The 25979-nt window shown below is 34.8% G+C and carries 17 protein-coding genes and 1 other annotated feature; of the genes, 16 read left to right on the top strand and 1 reads right to left on the bottom strand.

All coding sequences use genetic code 11. The annotated features are described in order from the left end of the window. Positions 1-136: 136 nt before the first annotated feature. The 12 genes from BM153_RS10780 (at position 137) to BM153_RS10730 (ending at position 19909) form a co-directional block, all read left to right on the top strand. Positions 137-5167, top strand: a complete 5031-nt coding sequence (locus BM153_RS10780; RefSeq protein ID WP_092873622.1) for an MBG domain-containing protein — start codon at positions 137-139, stop codon at positions 5165-5167. Between the two features lie 387 nt (positions 5168-5554). Continuing rightward, positions 5555-6478 carry a hypothetical protein gene (locus BM153_RS13745; protein WP_177205645.1) on the top strand — a complete coding sequence of 308 codons (924 nt, stop codon included), beginning with the start codon at positions 5555-5557 and terminating at the stop codon, positions 6476-6478. A 186-nt stretch (positions 6479-6664) separates the two neighbouring features. Then, a complete protein-coding gene (locus tag BM153_RS14440) occupies positions 6665-10996 on the top strand; it encodes an MBG domain-containing protein (RefSeq protein ID WP_242949133.1) in 4332 nt (1443 codons plus the stop codon). 262 nt (positions 10997-11258) lie between these two features. After that, on the top strand, positions 11259-11954 hold the full coding sequence (locus tag BM153_RS10770) for a hypothetical protein (RefSeq protein ID WP_143088304.1): 696 nt from the start codon (positions 11259-11261) through the stop codon (positions 11952-11954). A gap of 274 nt (positions 11955-12228) precedes the next feature. After that, a complete protein-coding gene (locus BM153_RS10765; RefSeq protein WP_242949132.1) occupies positions 12229-13851 on the top strand; it encodes an ABC transporter substrate-binding protein in 1623 nt (540 codons plus the stop codon). Between the two features lie 151 nt (positions 13852-14002). Beyond that, positions 14003-14941: a nickel ABC transporter permease gene (gene nikB, locus BM153_RS10760; protein ID WP_092873610.1), complete on the top strand. Its 939-nt coding sequence runs from the start codon at positions 14003-14005 to the stop codon at positions 14939-14941. Positions 14942-14946: 5 nt separating this feature from the next. Further along, a complete protein-coding gene (gene nikC / locus BM153_RS10755; RefSeq protein ID WP_092873607.1) occupies positions 14947-15774 on the top strand; it encodes a nickel transporter permease in 828 nt (275 codons plus the stop codon). Positions 15775-15783: 9 nt separating this feature from the next. Next, complete coding sequence (locus BM153_RS10750; RefSeq protein WP_092873603.1) at positions 15784-16575, top strand: ABC transporter ATP-binding protein; 792 nt, start codon at positions 15784-15786, stop codon at positions 16573-16575. Then, entirely contained in the window at positions 16565-17527 is a 963-nt protein-coding gene (locus BM153_RS10745) for an ABC transporter ATP-binding protein (RefSeq protein ID WP_092873600.1), read from the top strand. The genes BM153_RS10750 and BM153_RS10745 overlap by 11 nt, the downstream gene beginning before the upstream one ends. Positions 17528-17684: 157 nt before the next feature. Next, on the top strand, positions 17685-18302 hold the full coding sequence (locus tag BM153_RS10740; protein ID WP_092873597.1) for a flavodoxin family protein: 618 nt from the start codon (positions 17685-17687) through the stop codon (positions 18300-18302). Positions 18303-18314: 12 nt separating this feature from the next. Continuing rightward, positions 18315-19049: a PaeR7I family type II restriction endonuclease gene (locus tag BM153_RS10735; protein WP_092873593.1), complete on the top strand. Its 735-nt coding sequence runs from the start codon at positions 18315-18317 to the stop codon at positions 19047-19049. A 32-nt stretch (positions 19050-19081) separates the two neighbouring features. Beyond that, entirely contained in the window at positions 19082-19909 is an 828-nt protein-coding gene (locus BM153_RS10730) for a DNA-methyltransferase (RefSeq protein ID WP_092873590.1), read from the top strand. On the opposite strand, the gene BM153_RS10725 is transcribed toward BM153_RS10730, so the two are convergent. Beyond that, the gene (locus BM153_RS10725) at positions 19906-20838 is read right to left on the bottom strand and encodes an ion transporter (RefSeq protein WP_092873587.1); all 933 of its coding nucleotides are present in this window, start codon (positions 20836-20838) and stop codon (positions 19906-19908) included. The two genes, BM153_RS10730 and BM153_RS10725, sit on opposite strands and share 4 nt — an antisense overlap. A gap of 298 nt (positions 20839-21136) precedes the next feature. On the opposite strand from BM153_RS10725, the gene glyA reads away from it, so the two are divergent. From glyA to BM153_RS10705, 4 genes are all read left to right on the top strand, one after another. Then, positions 21137-22375 (top strand): serine hydroxymethyltransferase, encoded by a 1239-nt coding sequence (glyA, locus tag BM153_RS10720; RefSeq protein ID WP_092873584.1) that lies wholly within the window; start codon positions 21137-21139, stop codon positions 22373-22375. A gap of 73 nt (positions 22376-22448) precedes the next feature. Next, positions 22449-22703: a binding site (T-box leader), on the top strand. 97 nt (positions 22704-22800) lie between these two features. Next, on the top strand, positions 22801-23871 hold the full coding sequence (locus BM153_RS10715) for an ABC transporter substrate-binding protein (RefSeq protein ID WP_092873581.1): 1071 nt from the start codon (positions 22801-22803) through the stop codon (positions 23869-23871). Between the two features lie 94 nt (positions 23872-23965). Next, positions 23966-24916, top strand: a complete 951-nt coding sequence (locus BM153_RS10710; protein WP_092873579.1) for an ABC transporter permease — start codon at positions 23966-23968, stop codon at positions 24914-24916. Positions 24917-24918: 2 nt separating this feature from the next. Further along, positions 24919-25737 (top strand): ABC transporter ATP-binding protein, encoded by an 819-nt coding sequence (locus BM153_RS10705; RefSeq protein WP_092873576.1) that lies wholly within the window; start codon positions 24919-24921, stop codon positions 25735-25737. The last annotated feature ends 242 nt before the right edge of the window (positions 25738-25979 follow it).

Genomic DNA, 25979 nt, shown 5'->3' with positions numbered 1-25979 from the left:
AAGGACCGGCTTACTTAAATAACAGTTACCAATATTTCAGAAATAATAAAGTGAGAAAGGAGATAAAAGTTAAGTATTATGGGTTTTGTTTAAAGAGTATGTGAAAAAAATATTTTAAGAAAGGTGAGATAAAAATATGAAAAAACGAAGTTTACAAAAATTTTGTGCATTATTTTTAGCGTCATTGATGATAGGCGAGTCGGCAGCCCAAGTGCCCGGCAGTGTGTTGAATATGTCATTAGAGGCATTTGCGGATTCTTCTGCAATTGTAGTAAAAGAAGGTGCTAGTGCTAGTGCTTTAAATAAAGAATATGACGGGGAACCAGTTAACCCTACTGCAGCAGAGTTTGTTGAAGCAAATGAAGGATTTTCAATAGTGGGAGATTGTACTGCACTGTATAAAAAGATTACAGATGGTGTAGAAGTAGAACAACCAGAAGCTCCGGTAGATGCAGGAACTTATAAACTTTTAATAAGTGCACAAGTAGAAGATGAAAGTGAAGGTCCACTTCAAGATGTAGAGATAGAAATCGGTACCTTCACAATATCAAAAGCCAGCCCAAAGATAACAGAAGTAAATCTTAGAAGAAAGTACAATGAAAGCGGTGTAACTTTAAGTAAAGGAGACTTTGAACTTGACTATCTAAAAGAAGAAGATTTTGACGTAACCTACATGAACTCAGCAGGCGAAGTAGTAGCTCAGATGTATGACGTAGGTAAATATACTGCTGAGATAACGATTATAGGATCAGATAACTATGATGCACCGACTCCGGCTAAAACAACAGTTGAGGTAACCATCTATAAATCAGCGATTACTGCAAAAACTGATTTTGGAGCAGATACGGATTTAGATAGAAATTCTTCTACCAAAATAGGTAAAGCCTATGACGGACAAGCTGTTAATCCAAGAGAAATGTCAACATATGTGGAACTAGATGGTGGTTATTACGAAGAACCTGTATTTAAGTATGCTAAGGGAGAAGTAGCCCCAACAGTTGATACTGAAGGTGCTATTGATGGTTATATATTTAATAAAAACTCAGCAACTGAGCTAGCTCCTTCTGCAGTAGGTAGATACATGCTTTATGTACAAGCACCGGCGCAGGCAGCAGCTGCCGAAACAGAATCTACACATGATGTAGATGCTTACGATGAGATGATGGAACCAGTTGGATATTTCACTATCTCAAAACCTGCATTTGCTGTATTAGATGGTGCTACAGCAAAAGTTGAAAATTTAAACAGGTTTGAAGGTGAAAATAGAGAAGAACTTACAGTAGATGATTTAGTAAAAAAAGAAAGTGATTATGCTGTAGTTGATAATCCTGAAGTTAAGTATTTGAAAAAAGGTGATGAGGGGTATCCTGATATTAATAAAGATACTAGATGGGAAGTAGGTTTTCCAACTGATGCAGGTACTTACATGGTATATGTAGTAGGTGCTGAACAAGAACAATCTATGGAAATTCCTTTCTACGAAGCACTTAATCTTCCAATAGGAGAATTTACTATTGATGCTACTTCTATTGAAAAGCAACCTACAGTAGGTGTAACAGATGGCAGCGGTATTGAAGAAAAAGGTTATATTAAATATAATGATAATCTCTTAAATATTTCTTACACTGGAAAACCTGTAGGTTATGATTTTGCTGGTTTAATAAAAGCGAAGGAGAACTACAAAGGTCTTGACAAAGTTACCTTCCAATTTGCTAAGCAAACTCAAAAAGAAAGTGGAAAATACAAAGAAACATTTGCTGAATATACAAGTGAAGCTCCTACCCAGGTAGGTACCTATAAGGTAAAAGCAGTAGCTCCAGCTCAGGCAGTTGTAAATGAAAGCGATATAGCGTTTAAGGCTTGCTCAATTGAACTTGGTAAATTTGATATTAAAAAAGCAACATCAGCTATAACAGAAACTAAAATAACCAGAGCTTATAGTGAAAATGATGAGATTAAAGTTACTAAGAATGAATTAGGTCTTGATCATGTAGCTGATAGTGACTTTAGCATATCTTATGTTTACCATGGAGCAGATGGAAAAGACGATCCGGTAGAAGTAACCACTCCAAAAGAAGCAGGTATCTACAAAGGTACAGTTACAGTTACAGAAACTGACAATTATACTGCATTAGATACAGATCATAATACTTTTGCTTTAACTGTTTATGCACCTTCATTTGAAAAATATGTATATTCACAAGATGAAGTAGCTAAGTTATCTAAAGTAGATGATAAAACAGCAGTAGCGCCAGGCGATGCTAAAACTTATGTAAAAGTTAAAAATGATTATAAGGGAAATCTGGGATTTAATTACTATGATTTAGGTGGTAATGGACTAGACGAAGCTCCAAGTGCTCCAGGAACCTACAAATTAGCAGTATATGGACCAAAACAGGATTCAACGCAAGCTAATCCAGAATACGCTGCACACGAAGTTGAAGTAGGAACCTTTACAATTTATCCGGCTTCAATAGAAATATCTTCTTCTAGTGCAACAAACTTAAGTAATTTAGGTAAAACCTATGATGGAATAATAGTTGAACCTACAGCAAGTGATTTTGTAACAGCAAATGGAGGATACGACTTAAGTGCAGTAACTTTTGAATATGCTAAAAAAGATGGTTCTGATTATGAAGAAGCTACTAGCAAAGCTCCAAAGGATGCTGGAACATATAAGCTTATAGCAGTAGCACCAGCACAAGGTGATTTTGTTGAGTGCGTACTTGAAATTGGTGACTTTAGTATTACTAAAGCATCTCCGACTATTCCAGATAAAAATTTGAGAAAACCATTTACAGGAGAAGCTATTGTTTTAGATAGTAATGAACTGCCATTACTTGGTTATGTAGATAAAGATGATTTGACAATTACTTATAAAGATGAAGCAAATAATGATGTTTCTGAGCCTACAGCTTACGGTAAATATACAGGAACAATTGAAGTTAAAGCAAGCGATAACTATAATGCTCTTACAACTTCTAACACATTTACTTTAACTATTTATGCACCGGCTATTACATTAGACCCAGGTGCAGCAACTGAAGTCGCAAAATTAACTAAGACTTATGATACATTAGCTGTTACTCTTCCAGACATAAGCACACTTGTTGTGAAAGCTGATGGATATAATGGAAAGGTTACATATTCATTTGCAAAACAAACTAAAGCTGCTACAGATACTAAAGCGGCAGAATATGCTGATCCTACTACTGTAGTTCCAAGTCAGCCTGGAACCTATAAAGTTATTGCAAACGCAGCAGCTCAATCTCCTTCAGCTGGAGAAAATCCTCAAGAAGCATTTAGTGCAGAAACACTTACTTTAGGAACATTTATAATTTATGAACCATCTATGCGTCAGAAAGCAGATGCTGCTGATGTGATTAAGAAAACTTATGATGGAAACGCAGTTGTTCCTAATATAGATGCCCTTATAGAAGTTGCTAGTGATTATAGAAAAGCAAATATTACCTTTAAATATGCTAAAGCTAATACAGATGGTACATTTGAAGAGGCTAGCGAAGTTGCTCCAAAAGATGTAGGAACTTATAAATTAATTGCAGTAGCACCTGCTCAGATGGCTAATCCATTAGAAGAGATTTCAGAGTTCCCTAACTATGAATTACCTTTAGGAACATTTGAAATCACAAAAGCTAAACCAGTTATTAAGAATACTACAGTTTCAAAGGCTTATACAGGAGCACCTGTTGAAATTACTAAAGAGGATATTGGTTTAACATTAGCAGATGCATTTAATGTAGCATTTAAGGATGTAGATGGAAATCCACTTTCATCAGCTCCTGTAAATGTAGGAACTTACACAGCTGTTATTACACTTGATGCTAGTGATAATTGTGAAGCTCTTGAAGGAAGCGTTGCTTTAACTATCGAAAAAGCTACATTAGCTTTAGAAAAAGATGAATTTGATGTTACTTATACAGGTGACAAGATTGCACTTACTCCACAGGATTTATTTGGAGAAAATACAGCTATTACAGCAAATGACTTTACAGTTAAATATGCTAAGGCTACAGAACCTGAAACAAGTGTTGATCCAGTTGAAGTTGGTAAATATACAGGTACTGTTACAGTAGCAGGACTTGCAAACTACGAAGACTTTACAAAATCATTTACATTAAATGTTACTAAGGCACAGCCTACTTGCGAGTTTGCAGAGACTGAATTTACATATAATAAAGCAGTACCAGTTGTAGTAGTTAATGTACCGGAAGAAGTTAAGAGTACATTAAAATTAGAATGGTATTCTGACGAAGAAGCAACAACTAAACTTGCTGCAGCTCCAATGAATGCAGGAACCTACTATGCAGTAGCAAGCACAGAAGCTACAGCAAACTTTGAAGCTTTCGAATCAGCTCCTGTTAAGATTACTATTAACAAAGCTACACCACAGCTTAAGTTAGATGATAAGACAGCTACTTACAACAAGAAAGCTCAGACAGTTGAAGCTGAAGTTGTACCAGAAGGTATAGTTGTTGAATATGCATATTATGCAGACAGCGCCTACATTAAGAAACTTGATGCAGCTCCAGTAAATGCAGGAACTTACTATGTAGAAGCTACTACAGCAGAAAATAATAACTATGTAAGTACTTCAACAAGAGCTACATTAACTGTTAAGAAAGCTGCTACAACAGTAACATTTAAAGCAAAGACACTTACATATACAGGAAAAGTTATAGCTCCTAAGGTTACAGTTAGCAGTAAAGCAAAGGTTACATTTACCTTCTACAAAGATGCAAAATATAAGACAGTAGTTAAGTCTCCTAAGAATGCAGGAACCTACTATGTAAAAGCTACAGCAAAAGCTACAACAAACTACAATGCAAAAACTGTTAAAGCTAAAATAACTGTTAATAAAGCAGACTTTACTAAATTAACTGCTAAAGCTATTACTCTTAGAGCTGCAGATCTTAAAAAAGCAAATAAGACAGCTAATATTAAAGTAACAGCTACATTTGGTAATACAAAAATTACAAAAGGATTTACCTTTGCTAAGGCTTCCGGAAATAAGAAAATTACAGTTAGCAAGACAGGAAAGCTTACTGTAAAGAAAGGTCTTAAGAAAGGAACATATAGTGTTGGAGTTAACGTATCTGGCACTAACTTTAAAGCTAAGAAAGTAACAGTTAAGGTTGTAGTTAAATAACAGTTAACTTACAAATTAAAAAGAAGTACAAAAGATTTCATAAAAATATCTTTTTCACCCATAGTCTACGCACAGATTAAGGGGAGCCCCGTCGGAAGCCTCCGGCGGGGTATTTTTTTAAGTTTGACCCATATTATTGAAGCTGCTCAGTCTCTTCTTCGTACTCTAAAAGAGCCTTTTTTAATTAATGTAAAAATATTTTTGGGAAAAATCGCCGATACGGCGGGGTATTTTTATCTTGCATACAGAACATGAGTTTGGTATAATGGGAGTATAATATTATTCATGGATTAAAATTTTAAAGTGCTTTAGAAAATATGTAACTAAGGAAGGAGCCGATTTCGTCGTTGTCTAATTAATTTAACGATGATAAAATATAATAAAGAAATGAAGGAACAAAAAAGAATCCAATGGCATCCGCCATTTTGTTCAGCCATAAAGTTGGAATTAAGAGCTAATAAGAAGGATTTATCTTTTGATTCAGAGCGTGTTCTTAATACTAAGCCCATACAAATGGATTTACTTGTAATTAAGAAACTACCACATGCCCACATCCAAAACGAAATAGGTAAAATCTTCAAAGGACATAATATATTTGAATATAAATCTCCGAAAGATACTATTAGTGTAGATTCATATTATAAAACATTGGCTTATGCCTGTCTTTACAAGGCGAATAGTCCTACTGCTAACGGCATAAAAGCTGATGACATTACCGTTTCCCTTGTTCATGAAGGAAAACCTGTTAAACTGTTTAAGTGGTTTGAAGATAACGATTGTGTTATAACTGAACAATTTCCCGGAATTTATTATATCTCCGGCATAAAAGCTCTTTTTCCGACACAAATTGTTGTTTCTTCCGAGCTTAAAACGCAAGAACATGAATGGCTTAAATCACTCACTGATAACATTGGTGTAGAAGTTGGAGAACGATTACTATTATCAGCTAACAAACTCTCAGATAAGGACGATAAAGAAAATGCCGATTCTGTTATACAGTTAGCCATGGCTGAAAACGGTAATCTTTTCAAACAGTTAAAGGAGGTACCTGAAATGTGTGAAGCACTTAGAACTCTCATGCAACCCGAAATAGACGAAGCAGTAGAAAAAGCAGTAGAAAAAGCAGTAGAAAAAGCAGTAGAAAAAGCTGAGAAAAAAGGTATAGAAAAAGGAATAGAAAAAGGAATAGAAAAAGGAATAGAAGCATTAGATAATGCAATTGAACGTCTTAAAAAGGGAGAAACTCCGGAAAACCTTCTAAAAGAAGGTTTCTCTGAAGAAATAATAAAACGCGCAAAGAAATATATTTAAAATGATTGCCACTTAAACTTATTTAGGTGGCAATTTTTTTTCAAAATTTCCCCACTTCCTTATCCCCTTTTCATATAAAGTAAGCTGATTTTTGTCGATAAATATAGATGAGAACCCGTAGTTTTTCACGAAGGTTAAATTTTTTTTAATGAAAGTTTAATAATTTGTTTATGAAAGGTGAGGTAAATGATGAAAAAAATTAGTTTTAAAAAGAAGATATCACTTTTTTTGGTGGCAATATTGCTAGCGCAATCCCTTGCCAACCTGCCTTGTAGTTTTTTTAATATGCCTATTGTGGTGTATGCTGCTGATGCTCCGACTATAAGCTGGATGGGAACTGCCTCCTCTAAAGCTAATTATACCGGAGAGGTTTTGGATCCGGCAGCAGATTTTGTGAAAGATACAAATTATGAGGTGACATCAGTTGATGCAGATCCTACTGTAACTTTTGAATATTTTACAGATTCGTCTTTCTCTGCTAAAACAAGTATCACAGATTCTAGCGGAGCAGTAAGCGAAGGAGGAGCACCTAAAAATGTCGGTACATATTACATAAAAGCAACTGTAACTGCTACTAATGGTACTGCATCTACAATCGGTGCTTATACATTTGAAATAGAAAAAGCTACACCAACTATTACATTAAAATCCGAAAAAAAGACTGTTACATATGATGGTATTAATACTTTTTCTATAACAGCTGATGATTTTACTGTAACAGGCGCAGTGCATGATGATAATTATACACCCCCTGTAGTTTCCTTTGATTATTATTCAGATGAAGAGTGTACTGAAGCTAATAAAATTACAGATAATTTACCTACTGCAAAAGGCACTTATTATGTAAAAGCAAGTGTAGAAGCTGACGGAAATTATGCAGCAGCTAGTGCGAAAATTGAAGTTAAAATAGTTTCTGGAAAACCTGGTTCTTCTATAGTATTAAAATCTGGAGTAGCCACTTCAAAAGAATATGACGCTCTTCCATTTGAATTTTCAAAAGCAGATTTTAATATAACTGGAACAACTAAAGAACCTGAATTTATATATTATGTAAAAAAAGGAAACACGAGAGAAAGATTATCATCTGCTCCAAAAGATGTAGGAGAATATTACTGTATTGCTTTTGCTGACGAGGATGATGAAAATGATGCAACTGGTGAATTGGAAGTTGAATTTAAGATTACAGAAGCCACTCCGAATATCACCTGGAATTCTACCAAAATAAACCGTTATTATTCAAATAGTCTATTGAAGATAACTAGTAGTTTTTATACTATTACAGGTGCTGAAGAAGACAAGAGTTTTTCTAATGATTTATTTGAAGATGTTAAATTTACATATTATAAAGATGAAGATGGAACTATTCAAACAACTACTTCAGATGGAGCTAAAAGCGTAGGAGAAACTCCGAAAAATGCTGGAAAATATTATATCAAAGCTTCTATAACACCGAAAGATTCAACAAAAAATTATACAGGAGCCGAAACTAGACCTCTTATCGAATATGAAATTGTATCAAATAAGGCTACCGCTTCCTGGAAAATAACAAATGCAACAAAAAAATTTGATGGAACAGATGCCTATCCTTCAGATATTAAGATTGAAAATGTAAGTAAAAGTGGAGATGGAGCAGTAAGTTTTAAAGCTTATTCCGACGAAGAGTGTGCAAATGAAGTAGAACATCCAATTAATGCCGGAAAATATTACATAGTGGCAGAAGTAGCCAAGTCTGATAATTCCGATCCTGCTTTTACAAAGCCTCTTGTTTATACCATAACAAAGGCTGACCAGACTATTACATGGAAAATTACTAAAAAAACACATGAATATAATAATTCTGATCCGAAGTATAAATTAGACACTGATTATATGCTAGCTGGGGTAGCTAATGATAGCAATTATAGTGGAAATGCCAAGGATGTTACTTTTTCATATTATACAAACAGGAATTTAAAAACACAATTATCGTCACCACCAAGTAAAGTTGGAACATGTTATGTTGTAGCTAGTATTGCTGAAAGTGAGAATTATGAAGAAGCTAGAACAATTCCGTTGGAAGTTGAAATTACTAAAGCTACTGTTAATTTTGCTTGGTCTGATAATCCTGAGGACTATGTGGCATTTTATACTGGAAAGCCTATAGACTCTAAAAAACTTCATATGGCTAAATTAACAAATAATACAGGAGATGAGTTTTCAGGGGACATTACTTATTCATTTTATAAAAATGAAAATGACACTTCACCTCTTCCAAATCTTGCTGCAAAAGGAAATTATTATGTAGAAGCAAAGGTAACAGTAGATACAGATAACTATGAAATTTCAAATCCATCTGAAATTACAGGGAAAAAACAATTTACAGTAAGAGAAGAACTCTTAAGTATGCTTATTAGCAATAAGACGGTGGAATATACCGGAAATCCTGTAAAAACAAACCAGGCAAAGGTATGCGGAGAGGATGGTGAAATTAAGGATTCTCTCTTGGGAAATCTTTCTTTGAATTATGCTTATTATGAAGATGAGAATTGTACAAAATTATTAAGCGGCTATCCTACAGACAAAGGGGAATATTATGTTCAGGTATCCCTGCCAGAAAGTGAATATTATACGGTTGCTCCAATTACCGGAAAAATTGTAATAAAAAAGGCAACTACAAATATTAATATTTCAAATCCATTGTCTGTAGTAAAGATAGAAAACGAAAATGATTTTATAGATAAATCTGAATTGAGCTTTACAAATAATGATGGTGAAAAGATATCTAAAGTTGGTAGGTCATTTTATTTTTGTAATTATAATCCTAGTGTGAATAATGAAATAGGTGAAAAGGTTAATCTTCCTTTAAAGGAGGAGGGAGAATATCGTGTAAAAATAACGGTCAATCCTACAAGTAATTATTCTGATGGAGAACAAATTATTAAGCTTATTATAACCAATAAAGAAGCAACCATTACTCCAAAAGAAACCAATTACACTAAGGTTTATGATGGCAAACCAATCTCTCTTAGCAGGGATGATTTTAACATAACGCCAAGTAGTTTAAATGATGTTTCCTTCAAATACTACACTGATTCATCCCTAACCAATGAATTAAAACAAGCTCCTAGTGATGTAGGAGAATATTACATTGTTGCCACTGTTGCTGGAGATGGGACATATGCTAAAAATTCAACAGATAAATTTAAATATACCATTACAAAATCACCTACAACAATTTCCTTAAAGGAAGATGCGGTTACGGTGAAAAAGCATGATGGTACAAAGCTTTCTATTTCATCAAATGACTTTGATATTATAGGAAGTAAGGGATATATTACTATTGAGTATTTTACAGATGATAAGGCGACTAACGAAATTTCAGCTCCTAGTGAAATTGGAAACTATTATGTAAAGGTTTCGGTGGCAGCTGATGAAAATTATGAAGCAGCAAGCGATATTTTTGGATTTAACATTATTGGAACTGATAGTGAAATTTCCTTTAAGGAGCAGACTAAATCAAAGACTTATGATGAGAAGGTAATAGCTCTTTCAAAAAGTGATTTAACTATAGCAGGAAGTAGCGGAGAGGTTGAATTTTTATACTACAAAGATGCAGAATGTACAGAAAAATTGGACAGTGCACCGAAAAATGCCGGAACCTATTATATTTTAGCAAAAGTTGCATCTGACTCTACCTATAATGAAGCTACAACCAGGGAACCTTTGGTATATACCATAAAAAAAGCTCCTTCCACCATTAGCATAGAAAGTGCACAGTATGAATGTGATGATACAAAACATACCGTGAAAGCTGCTATTGTTACAGGAAGTAGTGGAAAGGTTACCTATAATTACTATAAAGATATAGATTGTAAAAAACGTGTTTCCACTACCGGTTGTCAAGGGGAAGGAATATTTTATGTAATTGCTAAAGTTGCGGCAGATACAAACTACGAAGCTGCTACTTCAAATAAGGCAACCCTTATAAATGTAAGGTATGATTCCCAGATTTCCATACAATCCAAAACTGTTACTTATAATGGAAAGAAACAAAAAGTTGATAAAGCTCTGGTAGCCGGAAGTGAAGGAACTATCAGATATTACTATTATACGGATTCCGCTTGTAAAAATCTTATATCAAAAAGCGGTGTTAAAGATGCAGGAACCTACTATGTTAAAGCTGTTGTAGCAGCTAAAGGAAAGTATAGAAAAGCTACTTCAACTGCAGTAATATTTGTTATTGAACAAAAAAGTCAGACCTGTAATATTGTGGCTTCAAACCAGACTGTTAAGCTTTCTGTTATTAAAAAGAAGAAAAAGACCTTTAAGGTTTCAGCAAAGGCCACCACAGAAGTTGAATTTAGCCTAAGCAGCAGTAATTCAAGCTACTTTAGTATTGATTCCAAAACAAGAACCATTACCATAAAGAAGGGTACACCAAAGGGAATTTATAAGCTAACTGTAGAAGCAGTGGCTAAAGAAAACAATAATTATAAAAAAGCAAGTAGTAAAAAGACAATTAAAATCGTGGTTAAATAAAATCTATTATACTTAAAAAGTCCTGTCGGTTAATCCGGCAGGATTGTTTTTTGGGGCAAAATTCAGACGGAAAAAATCTATTGTTCCAAAAATGTTGTAAAAAATGTAAATGACAAAGCCCGGGATAATTATTTAATTAAATGTGTATTAATACTATGAAAAAAGCATTAAATAAGACTAATATTCCCAAAAACTAATTATTTAGGCCGATATATTATTAGCAGGTTAAGGGGGAGTGTTTTAGGAATGAGGTGTGATGCTTATGAAGAAAAAAGTTTTAATGAAAAGGGTAGCATTTTTGTTGATGGTTCTTACTTTTATTTTTACTGGGGTTAAGTGGTTAAGTGATGATTTTTCCATGACTTTGGAGGCTTCCCAGACTGTAAATATTTCTTTAAATGCAGACAGGATAGACGCAGTTTACAACGGTAAAGAAAGGACTTTTGAAGACCTTGGGGGAACGGTCAATATTAGAACAAATAAAGGAAAGGTAATTACTGATGCAAATGTGAATTATACCTATTATACAAACTATGATTCCGATAAAAAACAGAAGGTGGAATGTCCCTTAGGTGCCGGTAATTATACGGTTATTGCCTCTGTTAAGTCAGATAAATATGTGGGAAACAGTAAGCCGGTCAGCTTTAAAATTAAGACGGCAACCACTACTCTTGCTTCTACTCCTGAGGTTTATGTTAGATATTCAGGTAAGGCTGTTAAATTAGACGATATTGAAAATTTGTCTTTGGTTTTTGCAAATCAGTATGGGGAGGAAATAAAAGGTATAACCATAGGAGATTATATCTTTTGTAAATATGATGAAAAGTCTCAAAATCATGTAGGTGCAGTTATAGAAGCTCCAAAAGAGGCAGGCAGATATATTATTGCCATGAGCGTTTTACCTACCTACAATTATTCTTATGCCACTGCTCAGACGGTGCTTGTTATAAAGGAATAGTTAGTTGTGCTTTTATTCTGATAATTCAAAAAAATTCGATTATAACGGATATTATGTATTGATAATTGGGGCTTATTGATAAAAATTATCAATACATTCCTTTGTCCGTTTTAATAAAAAGTCAAAAAGTATATAAAAATAAGTATATATGTGACTTGACATTGCCGTGTGAAAAATTTACAATGTAAAAGGTAATTTTTGCTGAAAATGATATGTATTCATTTTGACTGGAGTAATATTAAGAGAGAGGACAAAATTTAATATGAGAAAAAGCATGAAAAAATTATTGGCACTTGGTATGTCAGCTGCTATGGCTGTAAGTGCCCTTGCAGCATGTGGAAATAATTCATCTACAGATAATAAGACTGCAAGCACAGGTAAAGACACTTCTACAACACAATCATCTAACGATTCATCTGGTGAAAAAGTTCTTAAGTTTGGAGTTCAGATGTACTCAGACGGATTAATTGATCCGGCAAGCCAGACAAATGAAGCTTGGAACTACATGAGATTTGGTATCGGTGAATCTCTTTTCAAGTTTAATGACAACATGGAAGTAGAACCATGGCTGGCTGATTCTTATGAAGTTTCAGAAGACCATAAAACATGGACAATCAAATTAAAAGACGGAATTAAATTCTCAGACGGATGTGAAATGACCGCTTCTAAGGTTAAAGCATCTTTAGACCGTCTTAAAGAAGAAGGACCAAAAGGCTCTTCAACACCTGAAAAATACTTAGAGTATGAAGCGGAAATCACAGCTGATGATGATGCTAATACTATTACTATCGTTACTCAAAAAGCTTATGTTGATTTAACAGGAAATCTTGCAAACCCTGTTATGGCTATAGTTGATGTTGATGATACAAAAGATTTTTCAAATGAAACTATTGGAACAGGTCCATACAAGGTTGAATCTTTTAAAGATCAGGTTGGATATACCATGGTTGCTAATGAAAACTACAGAGAGGAAGTTCCATACGATAAAGTTGAAATCCTTTTCATGGGAGATGCTTCTGCAAAAGCTATGGCTTTAAAGAGTGGACAGATTGATCTTGCAGAAAACATTACAAATGTTTCAGATATCAAGGATTTTCAAGATAATGATGATTTCACTGTAGATATCGCTTCCGGTGTTCGTACAGGATTTTCATGGATGAACCAGAATGGTGTTCTTAAAAATGAAACTCTTAGAAAAGCTATCCTTATGGCTATTGATTACGATACAATTTGCGAATCTAATGCTATCGGTGGTCTTTACACAGCAGGTTTCTCAGTACTTCCTTCAACATTATCCTATGGATATGACAAATTAAAAAATCCATATGCATACGATGTTGATGCTGCTAAAAAACTTCTTGACGATGCAAAAATAGTAGATACAGATGGAGATGGAATCCGTGAGTTAGACGGAGAAAATATCAATCTTAAATATGTTTCTTATGAAAACAGACTTCTTAACGATTTCTCTGATGCTCATGCACAGTATCTTGCAGAAATCGGAATCGGTGTTACAGCTGATTACGGTAGTTCAGATGATCAGTGGAGCAAGCTTGTTGCAGGAGAATATGACTTAAACAACAACAACTGGACAACTGTAGGAACAGGAGATCCAACAGAATATCTTGCTAACTGGTATTCAAAATCAGAAGCTGATTATTGTGGATACAAGAATGATGAATATGATAAACTTTATGAAGAACTTTTAGCTGAGTTTGATGCAGATAAGAGAGCAGAAATCATTCAGAAATTACAGCAGGTTCTTGTTGATGACGCTGTAGCTGTTATTGACGGTTATTACAACTCATCAATGATTTATTCAAAGAATGTTGGATATGCACATATTCACACAGCAGATTACTATTGGCTTTCAACAGAAATAACACCAGCAAAATAGATCTAGGAATTTTAATCTTGCATTAAATTACCATTTCAGGAATACATATGAAACATCTATTGTAACTTATTGTTTAGGACTAAAAGAAAGGATACCTTAAAAAGTATCCTTTCTTTGCAATATACTTTTTGAAGAAAGAAAGGAGAAAAAGTTGTCTAAGAAAAAGATTATTTCCAGATTAATACAAATTGTTGTTGTATTATTTGGAATCAGTTTTTTGACCTTTTTACTTACCTACATGTCCCCGGGAGATCCTGCAAGGACTATGCTTGTTGCCACAGGTGTTATGCCGACTCAAGAAACTTTAGATACCCTTCATGAGCAAATGGGACTTAATAAGCCTTTTGTTGAACAATATATAACTTGGCTTACTAATTGTTTACATGGAGATTTTGGGACTTCATATTCTTTAGGAAAGCCGGTTTCAGAGCTTTTACTTGCCAGACTTTGGCCAACTATTAAACTTACTTTATTATCAACTGCTATGATGATGATTTTAGCAGTACCCCTTGGAACATTATCGGCAGTCTATAAGGATTCACCGATTGATTATATAATTCGTAATATTACATTTTTGGGAGTTTCTTTACCTAACTTTTGGGTAGGACTTTTACTTATGCTGGTATTTTGTGTACAGTTGGGAGCATTTCCGGTTATCTGTTCTGACTGCGATTTTAAATCTATGGTACTTCCGGCAGCCACCCTGGCCATTGCCATGGCAGCCAAGTATGCAAGGCAGGTTAGAACCGCAGTTTTGGAAGAGTTGAATCAGGATTATGTAATAGGTGCTAAAGCCAGAGGCGTTAAAGGATGGAAGATTCTTTGGTTTAATGTATTTCCAAATTCATTATTTCCACTTATTACCATGTTTGGTTTATCCCTTGGTTCACTTTTAGGTGGTACTTCTGTTGTAGAAGTTATTTTTTCTTATCCGGGACTTGGAAATTTGGCTGTATCAGCTATTACCTCCTGTGATTATAATCTGATTCAGGGATATGTACTTTGGATTGCTTTAATTTATATGGTTATCAATCTTTTAGTAGATATATCCTATAACTTTTTAGACCCACGAATGAGAGTGAAGAGGTAAGTAGAATGAAGAAGAATTTTTTCCTTAAGAATATTAGTTTTACTATCTTTTCTGTATTGGCTTTGCTTATTATTTTAGCAGCCGTATTTGCACCCCTTATTACCCACGGTATCGACCCTTTAAACGGAAGCTTAAAAGATAGTATTATTGCTCCAAATGCAGAGCATATTTTTGGAACAGATAAAATGGGCAGAGATATTTTTGCCAGAGTTATATATGGTGCCAGAACTTCTTTGGTATCAGCTTTTGCGGTAGTATTTATTGTATTTATTGTTGGTATGATTTTAGGAGTTGTAGCAGGATATTTTGGCGGAATTGTAGATGCAATTATCATGCGTATTGCAGATATGATGATTGCCTTTCCGGGACTTGTTTTGGCTTTGGCTGTTGCAGGTATTATGGGAGCCAGCATTAAAAATGCGGTTTTGGCTATTTCCATTGTTACCTGGCCAAAATACGCAAGATTAGCAAGATCTCTTGTTATGAAGGTCAGAAATATGGATTATGTAAATGCAGCTATTGTTACCGGTTCAAAAACCTTACATATGCTTGTTAAATATATGGTACCAAATGTTTTGCCAACCCTTATTATCACAGCTGCAACAGATATTGGTTCAATGATGCTTGAAATAGCAGCTCTTTCCTTCCTTGGTTTTGGAGCAGTTGCTCCGACTCCTGAATGGGGACTTATGCTTAGTGAAGGCCGTGCCTATATGCAGTCTGCACCGTGGCTTATGGTTTATCCGGGTCTTGCTATTTTTATAACAGTTGTAGTTTTTAATATGCTTGGTGATGGTTTAAGAGACATCCTTGATCCAAGGGAAAATGATTAGGAGGTAATTATGGCTTTATTAGAAATTAATAATATAACTATCTCTTATGGAAAAAGAGAAATTGTAAAAGACTTTTCCCTTACGCTGGATGAAGGTCAGATTTGTTCTTTGGTAGGAGAATCCGGAAGTGGAAAAACCACGGTTATAAGATCTGTATTCGGACTTTTACCTAAGGGCGGTAAAATCACAAAAGGTGATGTGATTTTTGAAGGAGAATCCATTTTAGGATTTTCAAAGGATAAATGGAGAAATTTACATGGTACGGATATTTCTATGATTTTTCAGGATTCAGGTGCCATGATGAACCCTACAAAAAAGGTTGGAAAAGCCTTTGTTGAATATATAAGAACTCATGAAAATCTTTCTAAAAAAGATGCCTGGGATAAAGGCATTGAAATGCTTGAAAGAATGAGACTTCCTGCAGCGGATAATATTATGAAAAGCTATCCTTTCCAGCTTTCTGGTGGAATGAGACAAAGAGTTGGTATTGCCATGGGAATGACTTATCAGCCTAAGCTTTTGTTAGCAGATGAGCCTACCTCAGCTTTGGATGTTACCACCCAGGCTCAGATTGTCCGCCAGATGATGGAACTTCGTGAGGATTATGGAACCAGTATTATTATTGTTACCCATAATCTGGGAGTTGCAGCTTATATGGCAGATTATCTGGTTGTTATGAAAAATGGAGTTGTGGAAGACAGAGGTGACAGACATTATATTCTTCACCATTCTCAAAATGAATATACAAACAAGCTTTTAGATGCTGTTCCGTCTTTAGGAGGTGAAGAACATGAGTGTTGATAACGACTTTCAGGTTGTTTTAGAGGCAAAACATGTTACCAGAAAATTTCAGGTTGCAAAGGATGTTTATTTAACAGCTAATAATGATATAAATTTAAAATTTTATAAGGGAAAAACCCTAGGACTTGTGGGTGAATCCGGATGCGGAAAATCTACCTTCATGAAGTTTTTAGTTTCCCTTGATACACCTACAAAAGGTGAGATTCTTTACCGTGGAGAAGACATAACAAAGTTAAAGGGAGAAAAACTTCGTCTTCACAGACAAAATATTCAGATGGTTTTTCAGGATCCTAACTCTTCTTTTAGTCCAAAGATGAAGATTAAAGAAATTATTTGTGAGCCTCTTCTTAATTTTAAAAGAATTAAAAGAAGTGAAGTAGATCAAACCGCAAAAAATTACTTAAGACTTGTTGAGCTTCCTGAGGATCTTATAAACAGATATCCTCACAGCCTTTCCGGGGGACAAAAACAGCGTGTGGCTATAGCAAGGGCTCTTTCATTGGAACCGGAAGTTATTATCTTTGATGAAGCTACAAGTGCTTTGGATGTTTCCGTTCAGAAAAATATTGTTGATTTAATAAAAAAACTTCAAAAAGAAAATAATATTACTATAGGGTTTATCTGCCATGATATTGCCCTGATAGCAGATATAGCAGATTATGTTGCGGTTATGTATCTTGGAAATATTGTGGAGACTTTGCCGGGAGATAAGCTTTCAACAGATGCAAAACATCCTTATACTAAAGCTTTAATTGATTCCATATTTGATATCGGAATGGATTTTAGTCAAAAGATTCAAAGTATTGACAGTGAAATTCCAAGTCCTTTAGATATCCCTGCTGGATGTCCGTTTTGTGACAGATGCGATAAGGTTATGGATATTTGTAAAAAGGAAAGACCTACTGAAAAAACTATTTCACAAGGACATGATATAGCCTGTCATCTTTTTTAAAAAGTTATTGTTACCACATCTTCTAAATAAAGAGGATGTGGTTTTTTTTTCCTTTAGTAAAAACTTTACTTCATTTTAAAAAATTAGGAAAATATGGCATTTTAGGTTATAATTAAAATTAACTTTATTTATTTGTTCAATGAAAAAGAGGTGTAGTATGAAAGTTCTTATTTTAAACGGAAGCCCTAAGAAAGAGGGAAATACGGCTGTTGCCATTAAAGAAATGTCTGAAGTTTTTAAAAATGAAGGCGTGGAAGTTGAAGTGGTAAATGTAGGAATTGAAAATATCAGAGGTTGTATTGGTTGCGGAAAATGCAGAGAAAAAGGAAAATGTGTATTTGATGACCTGGTAAATGAAGTTGCTTTAAAATTTAAAGATGCAGATGGCCTTGTGGCAGCAAGTCCTGTTTATTATGCCAGTGCAAATGCCACTTTGGTAGCACTTTTACAAAGACTTTTTTACAGTTCAAACTTTGATAAAACCATGAAAGTCGGAGCAAGTATTGTCTGTGCCAGAAGAGGGGGATGTTCTGCTACATTTGATGAATTAAACAAATTCTTTACCATAAGCGGAATGCCTATAGCTTCCAGCAGATACTGGAATTCTATTCACGGAGCAGCACCGGGAGAAGCTAATGAAGATTTAGAAGGCAAGGCTGTTATGAGAACACTTGCTAAAAATATGACTTTTTTAATGAAATCTATAGAACTTGGAAAAAAAGAATTTGGTTTACCTTCACAGGAGCCATTTGTACATACTAACTTTATAAGATAATAAGGAGCAAAAATGTCAGGATTAAATATCCCTTCAGATTTGGATGAAAAGGTAAAAAAAGCCACAGAATTTTTTTGGTCTACGAGAAATAAACAGTTTAAAAAGCAGGAAACTTCTGCTGTAAGTGATCAGGGAAACAGAAGTGCTGTTACTGCCGGAAAGCAATTAGATGCTTTTGTGGAACTTATTAAAGAAATACTTTTAGAAAACGGCGTACCAAAAAAATGTATTTTTACAAGCTCAAATCTGGAATTACCGGGCTTTTACAGGCCTAATAAAAAGTGGGATTTGCTGGTTGTCCATAATAAACAGTTAATTATCACCATAGAATTTAAAAGCCAGGTGGGACCTTCCTTTGGAAATAATTTTAACAATAGAACGGAAGAGGCTATGGGAAGTGCTCTGGATATCTGGACAGCTTACAAAGAAGGGGTATTTGGAGATAATCCGCCCCCTTGGCTTGGTTATTTTATGGTTTTGGAGGATTGTGAAAAATCCTCTACTCCCGTTAAAACAAAATCTCACCATTTTGACATTTTAGAGGAGTTTAACAATGCTTCCTATAAGGAGCGTTACAGGATTTTTTGTAAAAAGCTTTTGCTGGAGAGAAAATACTCTGCAGCTTGTTTTTTAACCACAAAAAAAGACGAAGAAGAAAAACTTGTAACCTTTATGGATGAAGCTTTAAGTATAAATACCTTTATAAGGTCTATGCTTGCAGCTATCCTATCTCATGATTTTAGCTGATATTATTTTTAAAAAAGGATTAACAAAGGAAAATGACAAAGCATACAATATACAACAAAGATGCCAGAAATCTTGATTTTATAGAAGATGAAAGCGTACATCTTGTTTTAACCTCCCCTCCCTATTTTAATTTAAAGCCTTATGAAAGAGGAGAAAATCAACTGGGGATAATTGATGATTATGAAACCTTCCTAGACGAACTTTCAAAGGTTTTTAAGGAATGTTACAGGGTTTTAGTTCCCGGGGGAAGGGTGGTTTGTGTAGCCGGAGATGTCTGTCTTTCCAGAAAAAAATACGGAAGGCATGTGGTTATGCCCCTTCATTCAGACATTGCGGTTTTTTGCAGGAAAATAGGTTTTGATAACTTAAATCCTATTCTCTGGCACAAAATATCCAATGCAAAGTATGAGGCAAACAAAAGAAGTTCTATTTTGGGAAAGCCTTTTGAGCCGAATGCCATTATTAAAAATGATATGGAATATATTTTAATGGAGAGAAAACCGGGAGGTTACAGAAAACCTACTAAAGAGCAAAGGCAGTTAAGTAAAATTGATAAAGAGGATTTTTATGAATGGTTTAGTCAAATCTGGACAATGCCCGGAGCTTCCACCAGAGCCGGACATCCTGCCCCTTTTCCTTTAGAACTTGCCTTAAGGCTTGTAAAAATGTTTTCTTTTGTGGGGGATACGGTTTTAGACCCCCTTTGTGGCAGTGGTACAAGCATGCTTGCAGCCTTAATGACAGACAGAAACAGCATAGGAATAGATGTGGAAGAGGCTTATTGTAAGCTTTCCCTTAAAAAATTAGAAAAGGAAAACAAACATATCAAAAGGGGAGAAATCTCATATATAGCCCCTTAATTAAATTTTTTAAAAATAATAATATCATTTTTTTTCAAAGTCAAAGAAGGGGTGGGCAATATGGAAAGTTCATCCCTTATTATAAGATAGATGATTATATCCTTAATCTCCATTATTTTTTTATTACAAAAATCATCATTTTTTTCTACTTTAATTTCTAAAATGTCTTTGCTGTCTAAGTTGGAATAGTTTAGTATATGCTGATCTTTAGTATACTCTTCCACAAAACCGGCACTTATAATACCGGTAGGAATCGCCACTGCGCCTACTCCCAAAAAGGCTATGATTATTGCCATAAACTTTCCAAGAGCCGTTATCGGGTATATATCCCCGTAGCCTACAGTTAAAACTGTACTTACAGCCCACCATATTCCGGAAAAAGCATTATTAAATACCTCCGGTTGGGCTTCATGCTCTGCAGAATACATACATAAGCTTCCTGCTAGCATTAATATCATTATTATGAAAATGGAAGAAGCAATCTGGTTTTTCTTTTCTATGATAACCGATGTGATGACATTAAAAGAGTCATATTGGGCATTTAATCTGAAAAGATGGAATATTCTTACAACTCTAAGCATTCTAAAAGCCACAAAACCTGTCAGATATAAAGTAGGAATAATTGTTAACAGGTCGATTATCCCATCAAAACTTATTAAAAATTTTAGTCTTGCCTTTATTTTATCTGTCTTTGGATAAAGATAATCAGCTGTCCATATTCTAAGAATATATTCCATCAAAAAAAACATGGTTGTCCAGAATTCTATCTTTTTAAAAAGAGCCTTGTAAAGATATAATTCAGAAAAAGTCTCTAAAAACATTACCCCTATATTGGTAAAGATTATTATTACCAGTGTTAAGTCAAAGGCACGGCTAACTATATTGGATTTATCACTGATTTGTATAATATCAAAGATTTTCTTTTTCATATTAATCTCCCGAATGTAATATTTATTATAAATTTTTAGTAGATTACTTTTATTATACAAAAATTTGGCGTGAATTTAAAAGAAAACATATATTTGGCTGTTTTTTGTCTTGATAATAAATATTTGTTGATTCCTTTTTTTGCTATAATACAATAATAAATTTATATTTTTTTTTACACAAACTATGGATTTTACATTATAATATACTTTAGTGATTTAAAACAATGAATTACTAAAGGGGTGTAAATAATATAGTAATCCCAGAAAAAATGAATTATTAAAGCTAAAGGAGAAAAACATGTACACACTTGAAGACATCAAAGAGACTGACTCGGAAATCGCCTCGACGGTTGTAAAGGAATTTGAAAGACAAAATTCTCACATCGAGCTTATTGCATCTGAAAACTGGGTAAGCCCTGCTGTAATGTCAGTAATGGGAAGCATTTTTACAAATAAATATGCTGAAGGTTATCCTGGACACAGATATTACGGAGGATGTGAAATTGTAGACGAAGTCGAGACCCTTGCCATTGAAAGAGCTAAAAAGCTTTTTTCATGTGAATATGCAAATGTTCAGCCCCACTCTGGTGCCCAGGCAAATATGGCAGTTCAGTTTGCCATGTTAAAACCAAATGATACCATTATGGGAATGAATTTGGAACATGGGGGACATTTAACTCACGGTTCACCGGCAAATTTCTCAGGAACCTATTTTAATGTTGTACCTTACGGGGTTACAAATGACGGCGTTATTGATTATGATGAGGTATTAAAAATTGCTAAAGATTGCAAACCGAAAATGATTATCGCCGGGGCTTCTGCCTATGCAAGGACTATTGATTTCAAAAAATTCCGTCAGATTGCAGACGAAGTTGGAGCTTATTTGATGGTGGACATGGCTCATATTGCAGGACTTGTGGCAGCAGGTCTTCATCCAAGTCCAATAGGTTTTGCAGATGTAGTTACTACTACTACCCACAAGACCTTAAGGGGACCAAGGGGTGGTCTGATTCTTTCAAGCAAAGAAATAGCAGAAAAATTCAACTTTAACAAGGCAATTTTCCCGGGAATTCAGGGAGGACCTTTAATGCATGTTATAGCAGGAAAGGCAGTCTGTTTTAAAGAGGCATTACAGCCTTCTTTTAAAGAATATCAAAGTCAGATTATAAAAAATGCCAAAGTTCTTTGCAACGGATTAAAGAAAGAAGGCATAAAAATCGTATCCGGAGATACTGATAATCACCTTATGTTACTTGACTTAACTCCGAAGAATCTTACAGGAAAAGAGGTTGAAAAGCTTCTTGATATGGCTCATATTACAGCCAATAAAAATACAATTCCAAACGATCCTCAAAGTTCTTTTGTAACCAGTGGAATTCGTCTTGGTACACCGGCAGCCACCACAAGAGGTCTTGTGGAAGAGGACTTTGAAGAAGTGGCTAAAGCCATAGCTTTTGTGATTAATGAAGGGGAAAGTGCTGTAGAAAAAAGCAGACAAATAGTTGAAAAACTCACAAATAAGTATCCTTTAAAATAATAGAAAAAATAACTTTATTACTTTAAGAATTTACTTGACAAAAGTATAATGCCAACTTATAATTATTCACATATAAAAACCTGTGAGAAAGAGTAGTAGTTCGAAAACAGCGTTGGTTACAGAGATTGCACGGTTGCTGAGATGTGCATTAAGATGCTTCGGATGAATGGACTTTTGAGGGCGCTTTGAAATAAGTAATTATGTAAGAAGCGACGGAGTTTTGACCCGTTATCAGTCAAACGCATTGATTCGATGTGAAGAGTGAGCATATTTTTTATGCTAATTTGGGTGGCACCGCAGAAGTGATATATAAGCTTTTGTCCCATGTATTATGTGGGATAAAAGCTTTTTTTAATATCAACACTTTTGTCCCAAAGGTTACTTTATCTCATTATTAAAAAAGCATATTTAAGGAGGACGTGAAAATGAGAAAATTTTTAGCACTTACTTTAGCAGCAGTAATGACAGTATCTTTGGCAGCTTGTGGGGGAAATACCAAGACAAATGACACAAGTAGTAAAAACACCACGGAACAAACAGACAACGATGAAAAAAGCTACAAAGTAGGAATTATACAGTTTGTAGATGACGCTTCGTTAAACCAGATTGAAAAAAATCTTGAAGATGAACTTGACGCAAAGTCAAAAGAACTTGGAATAACCTTTGATTATGAGGATTATACCTATAACGGACAGGCTGATGCCACAGCTCTTAATCAGATGACAGCGGAGTTAATAGATAAAAAAGTAGATATTATTGTTCCAATTGCGACTCCGACAGCACAGATTGTTCAGTCAGCTACAGAGGAAAATCCTATTCCTGTTGTATTTTCAGCAGTTACAGATCCTGTAGGTGCAGGTCTTGTAGAATCAATGGAAAAACCGGGAAGTAATATCACAGGAACTTCTGATGCCTTAAATACCGAGGCTATTATGAATCTTATTTTTGCCACAAATCCTGATACAGATTATGTGGGACTTCTTTATTCAAAAAGCGAAGATGCTTCCAAAAAGGCAATTGAAGAAGCAAAAGAGTATTTAGATGCAAAAAATATTAAATATATTGAAAAAACTGGAACAACAGTTGATGAGGTAACATCAGCAGCAGATGCCCTTGTAGCTGAGGGAGTAGATGCGGTATTTACTCCTACCGATAACACAGTTATGACAGCACAGCTTAGCATTTATGAAAAATTCAAAGATGCAAAGATTGCTCATTTCGCAGGAGCTGACTCCTTTGCCTTAAACGGAGCATTTCTTGGATATGGAGTTGATTATTCAAATCTTGGAAAAGAAACAGCAGATATGGTAGTGGAAATATTAGCTGAGAAAAAAGACCCTGCAAGTCTTGCAGTTAAAACCTTTGATAATGGTATAGCTACCGTAAATACAGAAATTTCTGAAGAATTAGGTTATAAATTAGAGGATTTAAAACAAGCTTATTCAGATTATTGTTCTGATATTGTTGAAACACAAACAGCAAAAGAATTTGAATAAAAATAATATTGTGTATATTCCGTAAAAGTGGATTTGCAGGAGTTAGAGGACCTGCAAAAAATGTTGAAAAAATAGAATTTTTAGGAGGCAATTAATGTTTATTACACCTGCAATTATACAAACGGCACTGGAGGTAGGACTTATTTACTCTCTGGTTGCACTGTCCTTATATTTAAGTTTCTCAATCTTGAATTTATGTGACCTTTCTACAGACGGCTGTTATACCTTAGGCTGTGCAGTAGGAGCCATTACCACTATGGCGGGGCATCCTATTTTGGCAATACCTTTGGCAATGATTGCAGGTGTTTGCTCTGGTTTTATAACAGCATTTTTACAAACCAGATTAAATGTTGAATCTATCCTGGCGGGAATCATTGTAAATACCGGTCTTTATACAATAAATCTTTTTGTAATGGGACTTTCATCAAATATATCAATATTTGGTGTAGATACGGTTTTCTCCCTCTTTAAGGGAATAAGTGATTCACCTTTCTGGACAGAATGGCACAAGCTTATTTTACTTTTTATAATTGTTTTAATTTCTTGTCTTTCCATGGCATTTTTCCTGGGAACAAGACTTGGTCTTTCCATTCGTGCCACAGGTGATAACGAGGCAATGGTAAAATCCTCTTCCATAAATACAGCAGGCACCATTACGGTAGGTCTTTGCGTGGCCAATTCCTTTACGGCTTTAGCAGGCTGTCTTATAGGACAATATAATAAAAGTTGTGATATAAATCTTGGTACCGGTATGGTAACCATAGCCCTTGCTTCTTTGGTGATAGGTGAAACCATATTTGGTCGTTACAGTGTAAAAAAAGGAATAGTGGGAGTGGTTTGTGGTTCTTGCTTATATAGATTTATTGTTGCCATGGCACTTAGATTAAATGTTCCTACAGAGGCCTTTAAGCTGGTTTCAGCCATTATTATCGCAGTAGCCATAGCAGCACCAAGGTGCAAAGAATATTTCCTTTTACAAAAGGCAAAAACAGAGGCTAAAAAAGCCCATGAAGCAGAAAACAAAGCACTTGGGAGGGCAAAATAATTATGTTAAGACTTAAAAATATATATAAGACTTTTAATAAAGGAAGCATAAATGAAAAACAGGCTCTTTCAGGTCTTGATCTGGATTTAAAAAGAGGAGATTTTGCCACTATCGTAGGTTCAAACGGTGCAGGAAAATCCACACTTTTTAATGCCATAGCAGGCTCCTTTTATGTAGACAGAGGATTAATTGAATTAGATGGCGAAGATATTACCTTTATGAGAGAACATGAAAGAGCAAAAATGTTAGGATATCTATTTCAGGATCCCATGAAGGGAACAGCACCTCATATGACAATAGAGGAAAATCTAGCCATTGCCTATTTAAGGGTTTCCACGGGAAAATACCAGATTTTCACCAGAGTTTCCAAAAAAGATAAGGAAATGTTTAAAGAGCATCTTTCTCTTTTAAATATGGGACTTGAAGACAGGATGAATCATCCTGTAGGTCTTTTATCCGGAGGTCAAAGACAGGCTCTTACACTTTTAATGGCTACTTTGGTTACACCGAAACTTTTATTACTTGATGAGCATACTGCGGCCTTAGATCCTGCTACGGCAGCAAAGGTTTTAGAACTTACCAAAAGCATTGTAAAAGAAAGAAATATAACCTGTCTTATGGTAACTCACAATATGAATCAGGCTTTAGAGCTTGGAAACAGGACTCTTATGATGGACTGTGGAAGGATTGTTTTTGATGTTTTTAGAGAGGAAAGAAGCCACATGAAAGTGTCGGATTTACTGGAAAAATTCAGTTTAAATGCAGGAAAAAATCTTGATGATGACAGGGTTTTATTAAGTGTTGACCAAAAGAAAAACTAAAGAGCTATTATTATTAAAAAAACAACCGATAAATAAGAAAACAGGAGAAGTAATTATATACAAAGGGAAGTCTTAGGTTTCTGGGATTTCCCTTTTTGATGTTTTTTAATAAAATGTTACTATGAACGCAGTGTAAGCAATCCCCCGCTTCAAAAGCGTAAGCTTTAAGCGGGGGTATAAGCTTACTAGTGTCAGAAGGGGTTAAAGCCCCTTCTGACAGGTGGCACAAAGTGCCACTGCGT

Source organism: Acetitomaculum ruminis DSM 5522 (assembly GCF_900112085.1).
Classification (GTDB): domain Bacteria; phylum Bacillota; class Clostridia; order Lachnospirales; family Lachnospiraceae; genus Acetitomaculum; species Acetitomaculum ruminis.
This window is presented reverse-complemented; position numbering and strand designations above follow the sequence as displayed.

Excerpts from the sequence above, each read along its gene's own strand:
- glyA (WP_092873584.1), top strand. The coding sequence starts at position 21,137 with ATGTACACACTTGAAGACATCAAAGAGACTGACTCGGAAATCGCCTCG.
- BM153_RS10705 (WP_092873576.1), top strand. The coding sequence starts at position 24,919 with ATGTTAAGACTTAAAAATATATATAAGACTTTTAATAAAGGAAGCATA.
- BM153_RS14440 (WP_242949133.1), top strand. The coding sequence starts at position 6,665 with ATGATGAAAAAAATTAGTTTTAAAAAGAAGATATCACTTTTTTTGGTG.
- BM153_RS10725 (WP_092873587.1), bottom strand. The coding sequence starts at position 20,838 with ATGAAAAAGAAAATCTTTGATATTATACAAATCAGTGATAAATCCAAT.
- BM153_RS13745 (WP_177205645.1), top strand. The coding sequence starts at position 5,555 with ATGAAGGAACAAAAAAGAATCCAATGGCATCCGCCATTTTGTTCAGCC.
- BM153_RS10750 (WP_092873603.1), top strand. The coding sequence starts at position 15,784 with ATGGCTTTATTAGAAATTAATAATATAACTATCTCTTATGGAAAAAGA.
- BM153_RS10780 (WP_092873622.1), top strand. The coding sequence starts at position 137 with ATGAAAAAACGAAGTTTACAAAAATTTTGTGCATTATTTTTAGCGTCA.
- BM153_RS10730 (WP_092873590.1), top strand. The coding sequence starts at position 19,082 with ATGACAAAGCATACAATATACAACAAAGATGCCAGAAATCTTGATTTT.
- BM153_RS10735 (WP_092873593.1), top strand. The coding sequence starts at position 18,315 with ATGTCAGGATTAAATATCCCTTCAGATTTGGATGAAAAGGTAAAAAAA.
- BM153_RS10770 (WP_143088304.1), top strand. The coding sequence starts at position 11,259 with ATGAAGAAAAAAGTTTTAATGAAAAGGGTAGCATTTTTGTTGATGGTT.
- BM153_RS10765 (WP_242949132.1), top strand. The coding sequence starts at position 12,229 with ATGAAAAAATTATTGGCACTTGGTATGTCAGCTGCTATGGCTGTAAGT.
- BM153_RS10710 (WP_092873579.1), top strand. The coding sequence starts at position 23,966 with ATGTTTATTACACCTGCAATTATACAAACGGCACTGGAGGTAGGACTT.
- BM153_RS10740 (WP_092873597.1), top strand. The coding sequence starts at position 17,685 with ATGAAAGTTCTTATTTTAAACGGAAGCCCTAAGAAAGAGGGAAATACG.
- BM153_RS10715 (WP_092873581.1), top strand. The coding sequence starts at position 22,801 with ATGAGAAAATTTTTAGCACTTACTTTAGCAGCAGTAATGACAGTATCT.
- BM153_RS10745 (WP_092873600.1), top strand. The coding sequence starts at position 16,565 with ATGAGTGTTGATAACGACTTTCAGGTTGTTTTAGAGGCAAAACATGTT.
- nikC (WP_092873607.1), top strand. The coding sequence starts at position 14,947 with ATGAAGAAGAATTTTTTCCTTAAGAATATTAGTTTTACTATCTTTTCT.